Below are 14,705 nucleotides of genomic sequence, written 5' to 3' on the forward strand. Positions count from 1 at the left end.
CCGGGCTCAGGCCGCGGGCCGCCGGCCGAGCGCCGGTCCGAGCTTGGTGGCGATGTCGGTGAGGATCTGCACGTAGTCGTCGTGGTCGAAGGTGAACGGCAGCGCGAACGCGACCTCGTCGACCTCCCGGAACGCGGCATGGGCGTAGAGCCGTTCGGCGATCTGCTCCGAGGTACCGACGAGATCGGGCGCGAACATCATGCGCGCCGGACCCTGCGGAGCGGCGGTACGGGGCGTGCGCTTGCGGGCGTACTCCTCGTACTTCTCGCGCTGCTTCGGCGAGGCGCTGTCGGTGGGGATGACGACGAGTCCCTGGGAGACGCGGGCGCGGTCGCCGTCGGGGTGGTGGGCGCGGAAGGTCCGGATGTGCGACAGCTGGACCTCGGCGAAGTCCTCCGACTCCTCCGCCTTGACGACGCTGCTGGTCAGCAGGTTCATTCCGTGCTCGCCCGCCCACCGCGCCGACCGCAGACTGCCGCCGCCGTACCACATACGGCGGCCCAGACCGGCGGCGTGCGGCTGGACCCGGTCGGCGAACACCTCGAAGCCCTCGACGCCGCTGAAGTCGGTGGCCGGTTTGCCGCGCACGAAGTCCAACAGTCGCTCCACCCGGGCGTAGCCGAAGTCCTCGATGTCGGCGGTGTCGGGGTAGAGCGCGTGCTTGACCTGGTCGTAGTGCATCGGCGGGCCGACACTGACCCCCGGATTGAGACGGCCCCCGGACAGGATGTCGACCGTCGCCAGGTCCTCGGCCAGCCGGAGCGGGTTCTCCCACCCCACCGGAATGACCGCCGTACCCAGTTCGATGCGGCTGGTGCGCCGAGGCCGCGGCCAGGACGGCGACGGGGGAGGAAATGCCGTACTGCAGATGCCGGTGCCGCACCCACGCACTGTCGAAGCCCAGCCGCTCACCCAGTTCGATGATCTCGAGCGTCGACTCGTGACCCCGGCGCGGATCGGACTCGTCGAACAGCCCGATGGTCAGGAAGCCCAGCTTCCGCAAGGGTGTCGAAGGCAGTGGCACGGGGCTCCTCCATCGTTCAGACGTTTTCTGTCGAACGCCAGTGCTATATAGGTGTGGCGGTCGTCATCCGATCAACACCGCAGCCCTGACGAGGCATTCCGCCGCACACCACTGGTGACAAGGGATCCACCGGTTCCGCCCGCCGAACGTCGCGGCGGGGCCGGGTCCGCTTTCCGCGGACCCGGCCTCGGCGAGCTATGCGCCCGAGCGCTTCGCCGTCACGTCCGCCGCCCGCACGAACGCCACCCGGTGGCCGAACTGGATCTCGTAGTACATGTCCGTGCCGATCACGACCTTGTGCGGGGCCGTGTCGAAGGTCGGCGCGTAGTAGTACTCGCCCGGCACCTTGTCACCGGCAGCGTACTTCTGGCCTGCGAGCAGCTTGTACGGCAGGGGCGAGACCGACTGGACCGGTACGCCCGTCGGGTACGCCTCCTTCTCCGGGTAGGCACGCCCGTACACGGGGATCTTCGTGAGACCGGCCCTGGGCGTGACGACCAGCCCGGACGCGCTCACCGCGGTCGGCTGCTTCTTCGGGTTCTTGAACCACGCCTTCTGACCCAGGTACCAGATCGCCGTCCAGTCGCCGTCACTTCCGGCGACCGCGTACTGCTGGCCGGTGGAGACCCGCGAACCGATGTCGTTCACATCGATCGTCGAGTCGTCCCCCTCCGGCCGTAGCCCGATGTCCTTGATCAGGGGCGAACTCGCCTTCGGCAGGCTGTGGAGGCGCACCGCGCTGGAACCGTGGACCGCACAAGGCTCGCCGTCGGTGACGCAGCCGGTGTACTCAGGCCGGTTGTCCGTGAAGTTCGGCAGCACGGTGACCAGTCCGTCGGCCGCCTTCCCTGTGGGCTTGAAGGGCTGGTCCAGCAGGGTGAAGTAGTGCTGCCAGTCCCAGTACGGGCCCGGGTCCGTGTGCATGCCGGGGATGGTCGACGTCGTCGGGCCGGGCACGGTGTCGTGCCCGAGGATGTGCTGCCGGTCCAGCGGAACGCCGTACTTCTTGGACAGGTACTTCACCAGTCGAGCCGAAGCCCGGTACATCGCCTCCGTGTACCAGGCGTCCGGCGAGGCGAGGAAACCCTCGTGCTCCAGCCCGATCGACTTGGCGTTGACGTACCAGTTGCCCGCGTGCCAGGCCACGTCCTTCGCCTTCACATGCTGGGCGATGTGACCGTCGGTCGAGCGCAGGGTGTAGTTCCACGACACATAGGTCGGGTCCTGGACCATGTTCAGAACACCGTCCCATTTGCCCTCCGTGTCATGGATGACGATGTACTTGATGCTCTGCGTGGCGGGCCGGTCGCCGAGGTCGTGGTTTCCGTAGTCGCCGTCGCCGAACTCCTCGTACGGCGCGGGGATCCACTCGCAGGCCACGGTGGTCGGGCACTCCGTGCCCTTGGCGGAGACCGTACGCAGCCTCGCCCGCCCCAGCTGTGCCCTGTCCGGGCCGATCCCGGGCTGGGCGGTGAGCGCGACCTGCTGACCGGCGTCCGTGGTGCGCTCGGCGCCGTCGCGGATCACCTCGTAGACGTCATCGGCGTACGTCGCCGCGGTCGCGCTGTCGTCCGCGCCCGAGAACTGCGCCACCGCCCCGTACCAGTCGGCCGCGTCGTCGCTCAGCGGCTCGCCGAGGTCCTGCTGCGCGGCGGCGAGGAGCGCGGCGCCGCCCGCGATGTTCGCGGCCGCGTCCGTACGCAGCCGCTCGGCCGGAAGGCCGGTGAGCACGGCCGCCTTCGGCAACGTCTTGAGCCGGGCGGGGAGTTGGGAAGTCTCCGGCACCTTCGTGTCGGGGAGCAGGGCCGGACGCGAACTGTCGCCGCGGGCGTCCTCCAGGCCCTCGCTGTGGTGCGGTGCCTCGGCGATCGCGGTGCGCGCGTCGGTGAGGTGCATGGGGCCGTAGCCGCCGCTGACGCTCGGCGCGCCGGCGTGCGCGTCCCAGCGGGACTGCAGATAGGAGACGCCGAGGAGGACGCTCAGCGGGACGTGGTACTCGGCGGCCGCGCCGGTGAAGGCCCGCTGCAACTGGGCGGAGGAGGCCTGCGCGCCGCTGCCCGACGGTGCCGCGCCGAGCAGTGGCAGCAACAGTGCCGCCGAGGCGACGGCGCCCGCTGCCTTGCGTGCGCGTCTGTGCCCGGCGGTGGCCCGGGGGTCGGTGAAGGATCCTCGCAATGCAGCCTCCTGGGACGATCGAGCGCGGTGGGGCGTGCGGGAGCCGGACGTGGGTCAGTGGTATCGGCTCTCCGACGATCCGTCAATCATGCCCAGAGGCAGGTGATTTCCCATGTCAGTGAAGGGACGAAGGGTTTTCGTGGCGGCGGTGGCGCGGCCTGCAAGGCGTCAGTGGAGTGGACCAGTGGGCTCGATCGAGTGAAGATCGTTTCTGGTGGGCATGGAGGTGAACATGGACGTGGACGTGGACCGGGTCGGCGGGGCATGACGAAGGTCCGTGGTGCACCGCTGTCCCGGGCGCACCACGGACCGTCTTCCCCCGTCAGCGAGTGCCGACCGCCGCTCGAACGGCCCTGCGGGCCATCTGGCAGTCGTCGTGCAGCCGCCGCAGCAGCAACCGCTGTTCCTCGCCGGACGGCGCGGCACCCGGGTGGGCCGGTCCCGGTGCGGCCGGGGTCGCGTCGTGCATCGAACGCTGCACGGCCATCTCGTACGAACGGATCTCACGGGTCAGTACGAGCATCAGGTTCACCAGGAAGGCGTCGCGCGCCGCAAGCCCCGCCGACTGTGCGAGCTGGCTGATCTGACGGCGCGCCACGGGAGCGTCACCGAGGACTGCCCACAGCGTCGCCAGGTCGTACCCCGGTAGATACCAGCCCGCGTGCTCCCAGTCCACCAGCACTGGACCGGCCGGTGAGAGGAGGATGTTCGACAGCAGCGCGTCCCCGTGACAGAACTGACCCATGCCCTGACGGCCCGCGGAGTGCGCGATGCCGTGGACCAGCTTCTGCAGATCGCCCATGTCCCGGTCCGTGAGCAGACCCAGCTCATGGAAACGGGAGATCCGCTCCGCGTAGTCCAGCGGGGCGTCGAACGTCCCCGCCGGCGGCCGCCACGCGTTCAGCCGACAGATCGCACCCAGTGCCGCCCGGATGTCCGCGCGGGGCGGGGCCTCGGCCGGATGCCGCTGCAGCGCGGCCACCCGTCCTGGCATGCGCTCGATCACGAGGGTGCAGTTGTCCGGGTCCGCCGCGATCAGTCGGGGCACCCGGACCGGCGGCCGATGCCGCACGAACGAGCGATATGCAGCTATTTCATGCCGGATCCGCTCGGCCCAGATGGGGGATTGGTCCAGTAAACACTTGGCGACGGCCGTGCTGCGCCCTGTCGTGCCGACAAGGAGCACGGAGCGCCCGCTGCGGCGCAGCACCTGGACCGGAGCGAACTCCGGACAGATCCGGTGCACCGACGCCAACGCCGTGCGCAGCTGCGCGCCCTGGGGGCCGGACAAGTCGAGTCTCCCGCTGAGCGGTTGAGTGCCGAGCCCCGGAACGCGCCGCGCCCTGCCGGCGCCGAGCACGGGGGCCGCGGGCCGCGCGGGGTCGAGGTAAGGGCCGCTGCCCGCCGCCGGGCGGGGGTGCAGCGACCGGGGCGGAGCGGACACGGAGGACGATGCTGTGTACATGGGCGATACAGATCCCTTCGTGTGCCTGCAAGTTGCCGCGCTACCCGGCCCGGTCCCCTTGGTGCACCCTGGGGAGTGTTCCTGTGGCAACCGGGTCGGGGTGGCGCGTTCCTACCTGACACCCGACGCTCCATGGCACACCATCTGGCGCACCCTGGCGAACCGTGGCGAATAGTCGCTCAGCAACTGACAGAGGGTTACTGTCAACTCAGCCGAGAACCTGGGGGCTTGACGTGAACGGACAACCCAACACTCGTCTGTCGGACCTGTTCGGCCTGGCCGGCTGGTCCAAGGGCGAACTCGCGAGGCTGGTCAACAAGCAGGCGGCGGCCATGGGTCACCCCCAGCTGGCGACCGACACCTCACGGGTGCGGCGTTGGATCGACATGGGAGAGATCCCGCGCGATCCGGTTCCGCGAGTGCTGGCAGCGCTGTTCACCGAGCGTCTCGGCCGTGTCGTGACCATCGAGGACCTCGGTCTGGTGCGGCACGGGCGTGTGGGTAAACGGCCGGGCGGCGGGAGTGTGGAGCATCCCGACGGAGTGCCGTGGGCGCCCGAGCGAACCGCTGCGGTCCTCACCGAATTCACGGGAATGGACCTCATGCTCAACCGACGCGGCTTGGTGGGCGCGGGCGCCGCGCTCGCCGCGGGATCCGCACTCAGCAGTGCCATGCACGATTGGCTGCACACCGATCCGGTCTTCGCGGCCGACGCCCCTGATCTCGACCATCCCCTGCACGCCGACCCCGCTGGGTTCGACCGCTATGAGGCCGCCCCCATCGGGTCGCAGGAGATCGAGGAACTGGAGCGCTCGGTCGAGGTGTTCCGGGCCTGGGACGCGGCCCGCGGCGGCGGGCTGCAACGCAAGGCCGTGGTGGGCCAGCTCAACGAAGTGGGAGGAATGCTCTCCTACCGACACCCCGACCATCTGCAGCGGCGCCTGTGGGGCGTCGCCGCCAATCTCGCCGTTCTGGCGGGCTGGATGTCGCACGACATCGGCCTGGAGCCCACGGCTCAGAAGTACTTCGTGATCGCCGCCCACGCGGCCCGAGAAGGCGGTGACCGACCCCGCGCCGGGGAGGCGCTCTCCCGCGCCGCCCGTCAGATGGTGCACCTGGGCCGGCCCGACGACGCCCTGGACCTGATGAAGCTCGCCAAGTCGGGCTCGGGTTCCGAGACACTGCCGCGCACCCGCGCCATGCTCTACACGATCGAGGCCTGGGCACAGGCGTCGATGGGCAAGGGCCAGGCCATGCGGCGCACCCTGGGCGAGGCGGAGGATCTCTTCGTCTCCGACAAGGGTGATGTGCCACCGCCGAGCTGGATGCAGATGTTCGACGAGGCGGACATGCACGGCATGCAGGCCCTGGCCTACCGAACGCTCGCGGAGCACGAACCGGCCGCGGCGACCACGGCGCAACGCCACGCCAAGGAGGCGCTGGAGCTGCGGGCGAACGGGCGGCAGCGGTCGCAGATCTTCGACTGGCTGTCCCTGGCCTCGGCGTGCTTCATCGCGGACGACCCCGAGCAGGCGGACCGCTATGCGCGACTGGCCCTGGTGTCGATGGGAGCGAACTCCTCCCACCGCACCTGGGACCGGCTGCGCGAGATGTACCGGCTCACCGCTCAGTACTCCGGCTATCCGAAGATCCACGAATTGCGTGAGGAGATCGAACTTGCTCTCCCCAAGGGCTCGTTGAGGCCTAGGGGTGGGAGCAGCGCGCGGGCGTGAGCGTCCCGTGACAGCAATCTTCAGGGGCCACCCGTGACTGCACCTGCGGGGGGCATGTGACAGCGACTCCAGGGGTCAGGTCTCGACCCTGGCGATGAGCACGCAGGCGTCGTCCTCGCGCTCGGTGTCGCCGAATTCCTCAACAACTGTCCGTACGCAGTCCTGGGCCGTGCGGGCTCCGCGGAAGCGCGGGGCCAGGTCGAGCAGCCTCTGGACGGCCGCCGCTCCTCCCTCACTCTCGGCTTGCTCCCCACTCTCGGCTTTGCTCGAGCGGGGGAACCCCCATCGCCGCGGGACCAGTCCGTCCGTGTGCAGGAGCAACAGGTCGCCGTCTTCGAGGGTTTCTTCGGCCTGCCCGTAGGTGGCACCCGAGGTTGCTCCGAGCAGCACGCCGTCCGGCGCCGCCAGCACGCGCCCCGTCCCGTTGCGGAACAGCAGCGGGGCGGGGTGTCCTGCCTGCGCCCAGGTGAGGGTGCGGGTCTCCGGCCGGTAACGGCAGCAGACGGCGCTGCCCAGGGCCGGTTGTACGGCGGCGTCGAGCAACTGGTTCAGCCAGGACATGAGTTGGCCCGGCTGGGTGCCCGCGACGGCCATGCCGCGCAGGGCGCCGAGCAGCATCGCCATGCCCGAGGCCACGGTGACGCCGTGTCCGGTGAGGTCGCCGACGCTCAACAGGGTCTCCCCGTTGGGCAGTTCCATCGCGTCGTACCAGTCACCGCCGATCAGTGAGCTGGTCGACGAGGGCAGATAGTGGGCGGCGAGGTCCAGAGTGTCGGGATCCCGCTGCGGGAATCGCAGGGATCCGCGCCAGGGTGGGAGCACGGCCTCCTGCAACTCGACCGCGAGTCGGCGCTCGGTCTGCGCGCGATGGCGGTGATGTTGCAGCGAGTCATGGCTTTCGCTCACCGTCCGCTGGCTGCGCCGCAGTTCGCTGACATCGCGCAGCACGGCCCACATCGACGCGGTGCTGCCGTCGGCGTCGAGCACCGGCTCGCCCATCATGTGCACGGTCCGCACACCGCCGTCGGGGCGCACGATGCGGAACTCTCCGTCGATGGGCTTCGCGTCGATGAGGCAGTCCGTGACCATCGCCGTCAGCGTCGGCCGGTCCTCGTCGAGCACCAGTGAGGGCAGTTCGTCGAGGGTGAGGGGGGGAGCGGTGGGGTCGCGGCCCAGGATCTGGTACAGCTCACCGGACCAACTGGCCTCGTCCGTCAGCAGGTTCCACTCGGCGCTGCCGACCCGGCTGAGCAGTGAAGCGCGCCGGGGCGCTACCGGCACGGCTCGGGCGGCGGGCACGTCGACGGGTTGGTCGGGCACGGCCGGCGGTCCGTCCCGCAGCTGGCCCAAGTGCTCGCCGAGGTCGTCGAGTTGATGCATCGCGAGGTCGCACAGAGCGCGCTGCCAGCGCCCCTGGGGATCCGTGCCATCGAGGGGCGCGTCGCGTCGTACGGCGTCCACCTCGCCGCGGAGCTGCCGCGTCTGCGTAATGAGCGCGTCGACCGTGCCGCGCGGGGGCGGCTGGGCGGCTGGGCGATCCGCAGAGAGATGGGACGGCATGACGTACTCCGATGCGGGGACGGTACGACCAAGGCTGGCGGAAGGACCGTTACGACTGTTGCACAGCCTGCGACGCCCTGTAAGGGATTTGGCAACACACGATCCGGTGGTGCTTCTGGCATATGCCCGAGTCCACTCGGCCGAGCCGACCGGGATCGATTCGGTACACGGGTGGAGTGGTCAAGTCGTAGAAAACGTACGTGACTTGTCGGGCTGTGCGGCCAGCCGCACCCCGCGTTAACTCGTGTGTTCGAGGGTCATCTGTGCGGGGCCCCTGTGGATCGCCCGCCCGGTGTCAGAACCACTGGACAAAATCTCGTACCTCCTCTTCGTAGAAGAGGGTGGGATCGATGCCCATGGAGGTGAAGTTGCCCTCGATCTCCAGGCTTACCAGACCGTGCAGATGGGCCCACAGCATGGTCGTCCGTGCCGCGACCGCCGCCGAGACGTCTTCGATGGCGTGGCGCTTCATCCACTCCCCGAACTGGCTCCGGGAGCCCTCCGGGAGCGCCGTGTCCGACGCCGCGAGGGCGCTTGCCACGTTCAGTGCGACGTTCATGGCCGGCTGGGAGGCGTCGACCAGGCTCGTGGACTGTGCGTCGTAGCCCGGCAGCGGTGCCCGGAACAGCAGTCGGTAGCGGTGCGGCTCGGTCCGTGCCCAGTCGCGGTAGGCCCGCACGACCGCGGCCAGGCGTGCCGCCGCGTGCCCCGTGGTGTCGCCGGCCGCGCGGGCGAGGGCGGACGCGAGGTCCCCGTAGGCGTCGATGACCAGCTCGGTCAGCAGGCTGTCCCGGTTGGCGAAGTAGCGGTAGAGCGCGGGGCCGGTCATGCCCAGCTGCTTGGCGATGGCGTTGAGGGACAGGGCCTCAGGGCCGCCCTCGGCCAGCTGCCGGAGGGCGGCGGCCTTGACCTCCTGCCGTACCTGCGCGCGGAACCGATCGCGCGGGCCCGGTCCCGTTCGGCTCTTCGGGGTCATGTCATCGCCTCTTCGTCCGCTGGGCAAGCTCAGTTAGAGCCTATCACGAACGCGATAAGGCCTAGTGAAGGGTGGCGAAGGACACGGTGCGGTTCGCGTACGCGTCGAGCGTCAGCGGCTGATGTCCCGGTACAACTCCGGGCACGGGGCGAGTTCGACGGCTACCCGGCCGCCCGTCCGCTGTGCCCGGACCCCCGCCTCGGCGACGGCCGACGCCGTGTACCCGTCCCAGGCGCTGGGCCCGGTGACCCGGCCCTCCCGGGTGGCGTCCACCCACGCCTGCACCTCGCGGTCGTAAGCGTCGGCGAATCGTACGAGGTAGTCCTGCGCCACCGCCTCGGACGCACTGCCCGCCGCCGTCACGACCATCGTGTGCTCGTCCCCGATCCGGGCGCTCCCCGACTCGCAGACCGCCTCGCACCGCACCTGGTAGCCGAAGCCGGAGTTGACGAAGACCTCCACGTCGACCAGGGCGCCGTCCGCGGTCTCGAACAGCACGAATTGGGGATCTAGGAGGCCCTGCGGCGCGTGCGAGGACGATCGCGGGCGCAGCACGGTGACCGACGTGAGCTCCTGGCCCAGCAGCCAGCGCGCCGCGTCGATCTCGTGCGAGACGGAGCTGTTGACCAGCATCGCCGTGGTGAAATCGGGCGGGGAGGAGACGTTGCGGTGCGTGCAGTGGAGCATCAGCGGACGGCCCAACCGGCCGCTGTCCAGCAGGGACTTGAGCCGCTGGTACTCGGCGTCGTAACGGCGCATGAAACCGACCTGCACCAGCCGCCGCCCGAGCCGCGCCTCGGCCTCCACCACCCGCAGTGCCCCGGCGGATTCCGGAACCATCGGCTTCTCGCACAGGACCGGCAGACCGCGCTCGAAGGCCGCGAGCAGCGCCTCCTCGTGCGCGGGCCCGGGGGAGGCGATCAACACGGCCCGCACGCCGGGTGCGTCGAGCGCGGCCGTCACCTCCGGGTGCACCGTGACGCCGTCGATCCCGGCCACGGCCTCCTTGGCGCGGCCGGTGTCGGGATCGGCCACCGCCGCGACCCGAGCACCGCCCACCGCCCGATCGATCCGCCGTATGTGGTCGGCCCCCATGTGACCCGCGCCCAGGACCGCCACACCCAACAGTTCACTCATGCGCCCACCTCTCGACCGAAAGCTCTCGGCCGAAAGCTACCCAGGTGTTGGTCGGGCGGAGAGAGCCGGGGGAGGGCCGGCGAGATCAGTAGCGCAGCACCCCGGCGATGCCTTTCGCGTCGCCGAGACTCCCGTCGGGGACGAAGCGGACCTCGGCACCGGTCTCCAGACACTGTTCGACGATCTCGTCGACGATGTCCTCTCGGGCGTCCAGGTCACCGCTCTCGGCCGGGACGAGATGGTCGCCGCCGTCGTCGCGTACCGTCTCGCGGTAGTTCTCCTCCACCGCCAGCAGCCGGATCCGGCCCTGGGAGGCGTTCTGCCACACTTCGTCGACCCCGGCGGCGAACGACTTGCGTCCACGGGCCGTTTCGAGCTCGCGGGCGACCGCGTCGGTGTTCTTCCTCTCCTCGGCGGTGACCAGGGGACGTACCGCCTGCCATACGGCGTCGGGAGTGCTGTTCGCGAGGCCGCCGTGCGGGATGTGCGTCGCGTCCTTGGAGACCGTGCCGATCTCGTCGAGGCAGGAGAGCGCGGCGGTCTCACCGGTGATGTACAGCGGCCGAGGGCTCTCGCGCAGGACGGCGCTCATGACGGTGTCGGCGTCGCGCAGGAAGCGGCGGGTGCCCTCGTCGCGGAAGGTGCTCGGCAGGTCGCCGATGCGCTCCTGGCGCTCGGCGTCGAAGTTCTCGACGCCTCGGGTCAGCGGAAAGCCGCCCGAGTGGTCCTCGATGACATGGCCGCCGCCGCCGTTCCACAGCGTCACCCGGTCGGCCGACAGCGAGAGCACCCAGAAGGGCCGCTCCGAGACCTGCGCGGCGACGAGATTGCGGGTCAGGAAGGTGTCCGACAGCACCACGCGTTCGGGCACGGCGCGGGCCAGCGACCACACCTGGTGCTCACCGGGAGCGGCGAAGATGACCAGGCCGTCCTCGGCGTGCGTCAGATCGACCTCCGCCAGGGCCAGATCGAGCTGCCGGACGAGGTCGGTGCGCCGCTCGCGGGTGACCGCAGGATCGGATTCGATCTGCTTCTTGGCCTCGGCCACGACATTGCGCAGCCGGACCGGATCCTGGGCGTTGTCGGGCTCGCGGCGGTGCGTCGGCGTCAGCACGGAAACTGCGGGATAGGGCCGCGGCCGACGCAGCTCGGAAAGGGTTGCGGGACTGAGAGCGTGCTCCATAACTGCACCATAGGACTGATTTGCATATCGGGCATTTGGGGCAATTGATTGCTAGTGTCGCTCGGGTCGCCAGGCATGCTCCCGACCCCGCCGTAGGACGCCCATGACGCAGTCCGAGAAGCCTCTGCCGCAGACGGACACCGGCCCCCGGGTACCCGCCGCCAAACTGACCCTGCTGACGCTCACGACGATGGTCGTCGGGTCCATGGTCGGGGCAGGTGTCTTCTCTCTGCCGAGCCGCTTCGCCCAGGAGACGGGCGTGGCAGGGGCGCTGATCGCCTGGGCCGTGGCCGGCACCGGCATGCTGATGCTCGCCTTCGTCTTCCAGCGGCTGGCGATCCGCCGGCCCGACCTCGACGCGGGCGTGTACGCGTACGCCAAGGCGGGCTTCGGCGAGTACCTGGGCTTCTTCGCGGCGTTCGGCTACTGGGCCAGCGCCTGCGTCGGCAACGTGACGTACTGGGTGCTCATCATGTCGACCGTCGGAGCTGTCGCACCGGCGCTGGGCGAGGGCGACACCGTGCTCGCGCTGGTGCTCTCCTCGGTCGGCCTGTGGGCGTTCTTCTTCGTCATCCGCCGCGGGGTGAGGCAGGCCGCGGCCATCAACCGCATCGTCACCGTGGCCAAGGTCGTGCCGATCCTCGTCTTCGTCGTCCTGGCGCTCTTCTATCTGGATCCCCGGGTCTTCGCCGAGAACTTCGGCGGCGCCGACTACGCCGGTTCGCTCTTCCAGCAGGTCAAGGGCACCATGCTGGCCACGGTCTTCGTGTTCCTCGGGGTGGAGGGCGCGAGCGTGTACTCGCGGCACGCCAAGCGCCGCGAGGATGTCGGCCGTGCGACCGTCCTCGGCTTCCTGAGCGTCTTCGCCGTCTTCGCCTCGGTCACCATCGTCTCGTACGGGATCATGCCGATGGGCGAGATCGCCGAGCTGCGGCAGCCCTCGATGGCCGGAGTCCTGGAGTACGCGGTCGGCAACTGGGGCCAGGTCTTCGTCAGCGTCGGCCTGATCGTCTCGGTGCTCGGCGCCTATCTCGCCTGGACTTTGATGGCCGCCGAGGTGCTCTTCGTCGCCGCCAAGGACGAGGACATGCCTCGGTTCCTGGGCCGCTCCACCCCCGCCGATGTGCCTGTGGCCGCGCTGCTGATGACCACGCTGCTGACCCAGGTCGTGCTGGTCGTCACGCTGTTCTCCGACGACGCCTTCAACTTCGCGCTCGACCTGACCAGCGCGCTGACTTTGATCCCGTTCCTGCTGGCGGCGGCGTTCGCCGTGAAGATCGCCGGAGTGGACCGTGGCAGAGACCTCGTCATCGCTCTGCTCGCCACCGTCTACACCGCGTTCCTCCTCTACGCGGCCGGACTCAAGTACCTCCTCGTCTCTTTCATCATCTACGCGCCCGCCACGGTCCTGTTCGTGATGGCCCGTCGGGAGCAGGGCAGACGGCTGTTCTCACCCCGTGAATTCGTCGTGCTCGCCGTCTCGGTCGTCGGCGCGGCCGTGGGAATCGTCGCCCTGGCGGTGGGCTGGATCAGCCTCTGACTGCTCAGCTTTGGAGAAAGGCACACCGTGACCAGTCACGACACCACGAACCGCCCGGCGTACGGCGTCCACTCCGAGGTCGGCAGGCTGCGCAAGGTGCTGGTCTGTGCGCCCGGCCTTGCACACCGTCGGCTCACCCCCACCAACTCCGACGACCTGCTCTTCGATGACGTGATGTGGGTGGAGAACGCCCAGCGCGACCACGCCGACTTCGTGAACAAGCTGCGTGAACGCGGCGTCGACGTCCTGGAGTTGCACGACCTGCTCGCCCGGACCATGGCGCTGCCCGTGGCCAGGGACTGGCTCCTGGACCGGAAGATCACCCCGAACGAGGTCGGACTCGGGCTCGTCGACGACACCCGGGCCTTCCTGGAGTCGCTCGAACCGACCCGGCTCGCCGAGTATCTGATCGGCGGTCTGGCCACGGCCGATCTCCCGGACGACTTCCGCCCCGGCTACCTCGCGCTGGCCCGTGAGTCGACGGGCGTACGCGAATATCTGATGCCGCCGCTGCCCAACACCCTCTACACCCGTGACACGACCTGCTGGCTGTACGGCGGCGTCACACTCAACCCGCTGTACTGGCCCGCCCGGCACGACGAGACACTGCTGATGAAGGCGATCTACACCTTCCACCCTGACTTCGCGGGCTCGACCGTGTGGTGGGGCGATCCCGAACTCGACTGGGGGCAGGCCACGTTCGAGGGCGGCGACATCATGCCGGTCGGAGCCGGCGTCGTGCTCATGGGCATGAGCGAGCGCACCTCGCGGCAGGCCATCACCCAGGTCGCGGCCGCGCTCTTCGCGAGCGGCGCGGCCGAGCACGTGATCGTCGCCGGTATGCCGAAGCTGCGTTCCGCGATGCACCTCGACACGGTGTTCACCTTTGCCGACCGCGACCTGGTCACGCTGTATCCGACCATCATGGACGCGGTCCACACCTTCTCCCTCCGGCCGAGCGACAAGGCCCCCGGCATCGAACTCACCGACGAGGGCGCGCGCCCCTTCACCGAAGTCGTCGCCAAAGCCCTCGGGCTGTCCGAGCTGCGCGTCGTCGAGACCGGCGGCGACGTGTACGCCTCGGAGCGGCAGCAATGGGACAGCGGCAACAACGCGGTCGCCCTGGAACCGGGCGTCGTGTTCACCTACGACCGCAACACCCAGACCAACACGCTGCTGCGGAAGGCCGGCGTCGAGGTCATCACCATCGTCGGCGCCGAACTGGGGCGGGGGCGGGGTGGCGGGCACTGCATGACGTGCCCGATCGTGCGCGACCCCGTGGAGTTCTGACGTTGCCTACCGGCCACCGAGGTCCCTGTCGGCGGCGGCCCGCGAGGGCTTCCACCAGGTCGTGACCGGCTCCCACACGAGAACGGCGTCACCGGCACCCAGCTCGCGCGCGGTGAACGAGCGACCGAAGCGCGACGGGTCCGCGGAGACGGTGATCGACCCCACCCGACGGGCCTCGGGGTCGGCCGGGTCGGCGATCGTGCGCACGGCCGCGTACGCCGTCCTGCCCGCACCCATCCGGTACGGCCCGCTGTCACCGGCCGGCACCGGCAGGGCCGCGCCGTCGAGGTCACCGAAGGTGACGGTGGGGATGCGGTCGACGGTGCACGTCCGGGTGGATTCGTTGGTGACGCTGATGTGCACCACCTTGGGGTCGTGCGACTGCTGAGCCCGCACGGTGACGGACCTCTCCGCGCACTTGGCGGGCCGCGCCGCGGCCGAACCGCTCTGGGGCACGGCGAGGAGCAGCGCGGTGGCGGCGGTCGAGAGGGCGAGGACGGATCGGAAGCGCATCGGTGGGTTCCCCCTGTTTCGGTCACGAACGGATCGGCGTGCGTAGAGCGGCGCCTACCCAGTGTGACGGTCGAGGCGTACATGGGGTTGTATCCGACTTGTCGGTGTC

General features: G+C 69.7%; 10 protein-coding genes and 1 pseudogene. 3 read left to right on the forward strand and 8 right to left on the reverse strand.

The genetic code is table 11. The features are described from left to right. Nucleotides 1–6: 6 nt before the first annotated feature. The 3 genes and pseudogenes from AB0D57_RS22345 to AB0D57_RS22355 all read right to left on the reverse strand — a co-directional run bounded on the left by AB0D57_RS22345 (nucleotide 7) and on the right by AB0D57_RS22355 (nucleotide 4,664). Nucleotides 7–1,024 (reverse strand): annotated as a pseudogene (locus AB0D57_RS22345) (LLM class flavin-dependent oxidoreductase). Nucleotides 1,025–1,219: 195 nt separating this feature from the next. Next, nucleotides 1,220–3,199, reverse strand: a complete 1,980-nt coding sequence (locus AB0D57_RS22350) for an N-acetylmuramoyl-L-alanine amidase (RefSeq protein WP_362075531.1) — start codon at nucleotides 3,197–3,199, stop codon at nucleotides 1,220–1,222. 322 nt (nucleotides 3,200–3,521) lie between these two features. Then, complete coding sequence (locus AB0D57_RS22355; RefSeq protein WP_362075534.1) at nucleotides 3,522–4,664, reverse strand: aminoglycoside phosphotransferase family protein; 1,143 nt, start codon at nucleotides 4,662–4,664, stop codon at nucleotides 3,522–3,524. Between the two features lie 233 nt (nucleotides 4,665–4,897). Between AB0D57_RS22355 and AB0D57_RS22360 the strand changes: the two genes are divergently transcribed. After that, the gene (locus tag AB0D57_RS22360) at nucleotides 4,898–6,397 is read left to right on the forward strand and encodes a hypothetical protein (protein ID WP_362075537.1); all 1,500 of its coding nucleotides are present in this window, start codon (nucleotides 4,898–4,900) and stop codon (nucleotides 6,395–6,397) included. Nucleotides 6,398–6,472: 75 nt separating this feature from the next. On the opposite strand, the gene AB0D57_RS22365 is transcribed toward AB0D57_RS22360, so the two are convergent. The 4 genes from AB0D57_RS22365 to AB0D57_RS22380 all read right to left on the reverse strand — a co-directional run bounded on the left by AB0D57_RS22365 (nucleotide 6,473) and on the right by AB0D57_RS22380 (nucleotide 11,253). Beyond that, nucleotides 6,473–7,957 carry a SpoIIE family protein phosphatase gene (locus AB0D57_RS22365; RefSeq protein WP_362075540.1) on the reverse strand — a complete coding sequence of 495 codons (1,485 nt, stop codon included), beginning with the start codon at nucleotides 7,955–7,957 and terminating at the stop codon, nucleotides 6,473–6,475. Between the two features lie 295 nt (nucleotides 7,958–8,252). Next, the gene (locus AB0D57_RS22370; protein WP_362075543.1) at nucleotides 8,253–8,933 is read right to left on the reverse strand and encodes a TetR/AcrR family transcriptional regulator; all 681 of its coding nucleotides are present in this window, start codon (nucleotides 8,931–8,933) and stop codon (nucleotides 8,253–8,255) included. A gap of 111 nt (nucleotides 8,934–9,044) precedes the next feature. Continuing rightward, nucleotides 9,045–10,070 carry a Gfo/Idh/MocA family oxidoreductase gene (locus AB0D57_RS22375; protein ID WP_362075546.1) on the reverse strand — a complete coding sequence of 342 codons (1,026 nt, stop codon included), beginning with the start codon at nucleotides 10,068–10,070 and terminating at the stop codon, nucleotides 9,045–9,047. A gap of 85 nt (nucleotides 10,071–10,155) precedes the next feature. Next, nucleotides 10,156–11,253, reverse strand: coding sequence for a chemotaxis protein (locus AB0D57_RS22380; protein WP_362075549.1), 1,098 nt, complete (start codon nucleotides 11,251–11,253; stop codon nucleotides 10,156–10,158). Nucleotides 11,254–11,356: 103 nt separating this feature from the next. Between AB0D57_RS22380 and AB0D57_RS22385 the strand changes: the two genes are divergently transcribed. Both AB0D57_RS22385 and AB0D57_RS22390 read left to right on the forward strand, forming a co-directional pair. Then, on the forward strand, nucleotides 11,357–12,793 hold the full coding sequence (locus tag AB0D57_RS22385; RefSeq protein ID WP_362075552.1) for a basic amino acid/polyamine antiporter: 1,437 nt from the start codon (nucleotides 11,357–11,359) through the stop codon (nucleotides 12,791–12,793). Between the two features lie 27 nt (nucleotides 12,794–12,820). After that, nucleotides 12,821–14,083, forward strand: a complete 1,263-nt coding sequence (locus AB0D57_RS22390; protein ID WP_362075555.1) for an arginine deiminase — start codon at nucleotides 12,821–12,823, stop codon at nucleotides 14,081–14,083. Between the two features lie 6 nt (nucleotides 14,084–14,089). On the opposite strand, the gene AB0D57_RS22395 is transcribed toward AB0D57_RS22390, so the two are convergent. After that, nucleotides 14,090–14,596 (reverse strand): DUF4232 domain-containing protein, encoded by a 507-nt coding sequence (locus tag AB0D57_RS22395; protein ID WP_362075558.1) that lies wholly within the window; start codon nucleotides 14,594–14,596, stop codon nucleotides 14,090–14,092. Nucleotides 14,597–14,705 lie beyond the last annotated feature (109 nt).

This window comes from Streptomyces sp. NPDC048275, assembly GCF_040652275.1.
In the GTDB taxonomy this organism is placed as follows: Bacteria; Actinomycetota; Actinomycetes; order Streptomycetales; family Streptomycetaceae; genus Streptomyces.

Bases quoted from the DNA above. Each gene is read 5' to 3' on its own strand.
- AB0D57_RS22370 (WP_362075543.1), bottom strand. From the start codon at position 8,933: ATGACCCCGAAGAGCCGAACGGGACCGGGCCCGCGCGATCGGTTCCGC.
- AB0D57_RS22395 (WP_362075558.1), bottom strand. From the start codon at position 14,596: ATGCGCTTCCGATCCGTCCTCGCCCTCTCGACCGCCGCCACCGCGCTG.
- AB0D57_RS22365 (WP_362075540.1), bottom strand. From the start codon at position 7,957: ATGCCGTCCCATCTCTCTGCGGATCGCCCAGCCGCCCAGCCGCCCCCG.
- AB0D57_RS22355 (WP_362075534.1), bottom strand. From the start codon at position 4,664: ATGTACACAGCATCGTCCTCCGTGTCCGCTCCGCCCCGGTCGCTGCAC.
- AB0D57_RS22375 (WP_362075546.1), bottom strand. From the start codon at position 10,070: ATGAGTGAACTGTTGGGTGTGGCGGTCCTGGGCGCGGGTCACATGGGG.
- AB0D57_RS22380 (WP_362075549.1), bottom strand. From the start codon at position 11,253: ATGGAGCACGCTCTCAGTCCCGCAACCCTTTCCGAGCTGCGTCGGCCG.
- AB0D57_RS22385 (WP_362075552.1), top strand. From the start codon at position 11,357: ATGACGCAGTCCGAGAAGCCTCTGCCGCAGACGGACACCGGCCCCCGG.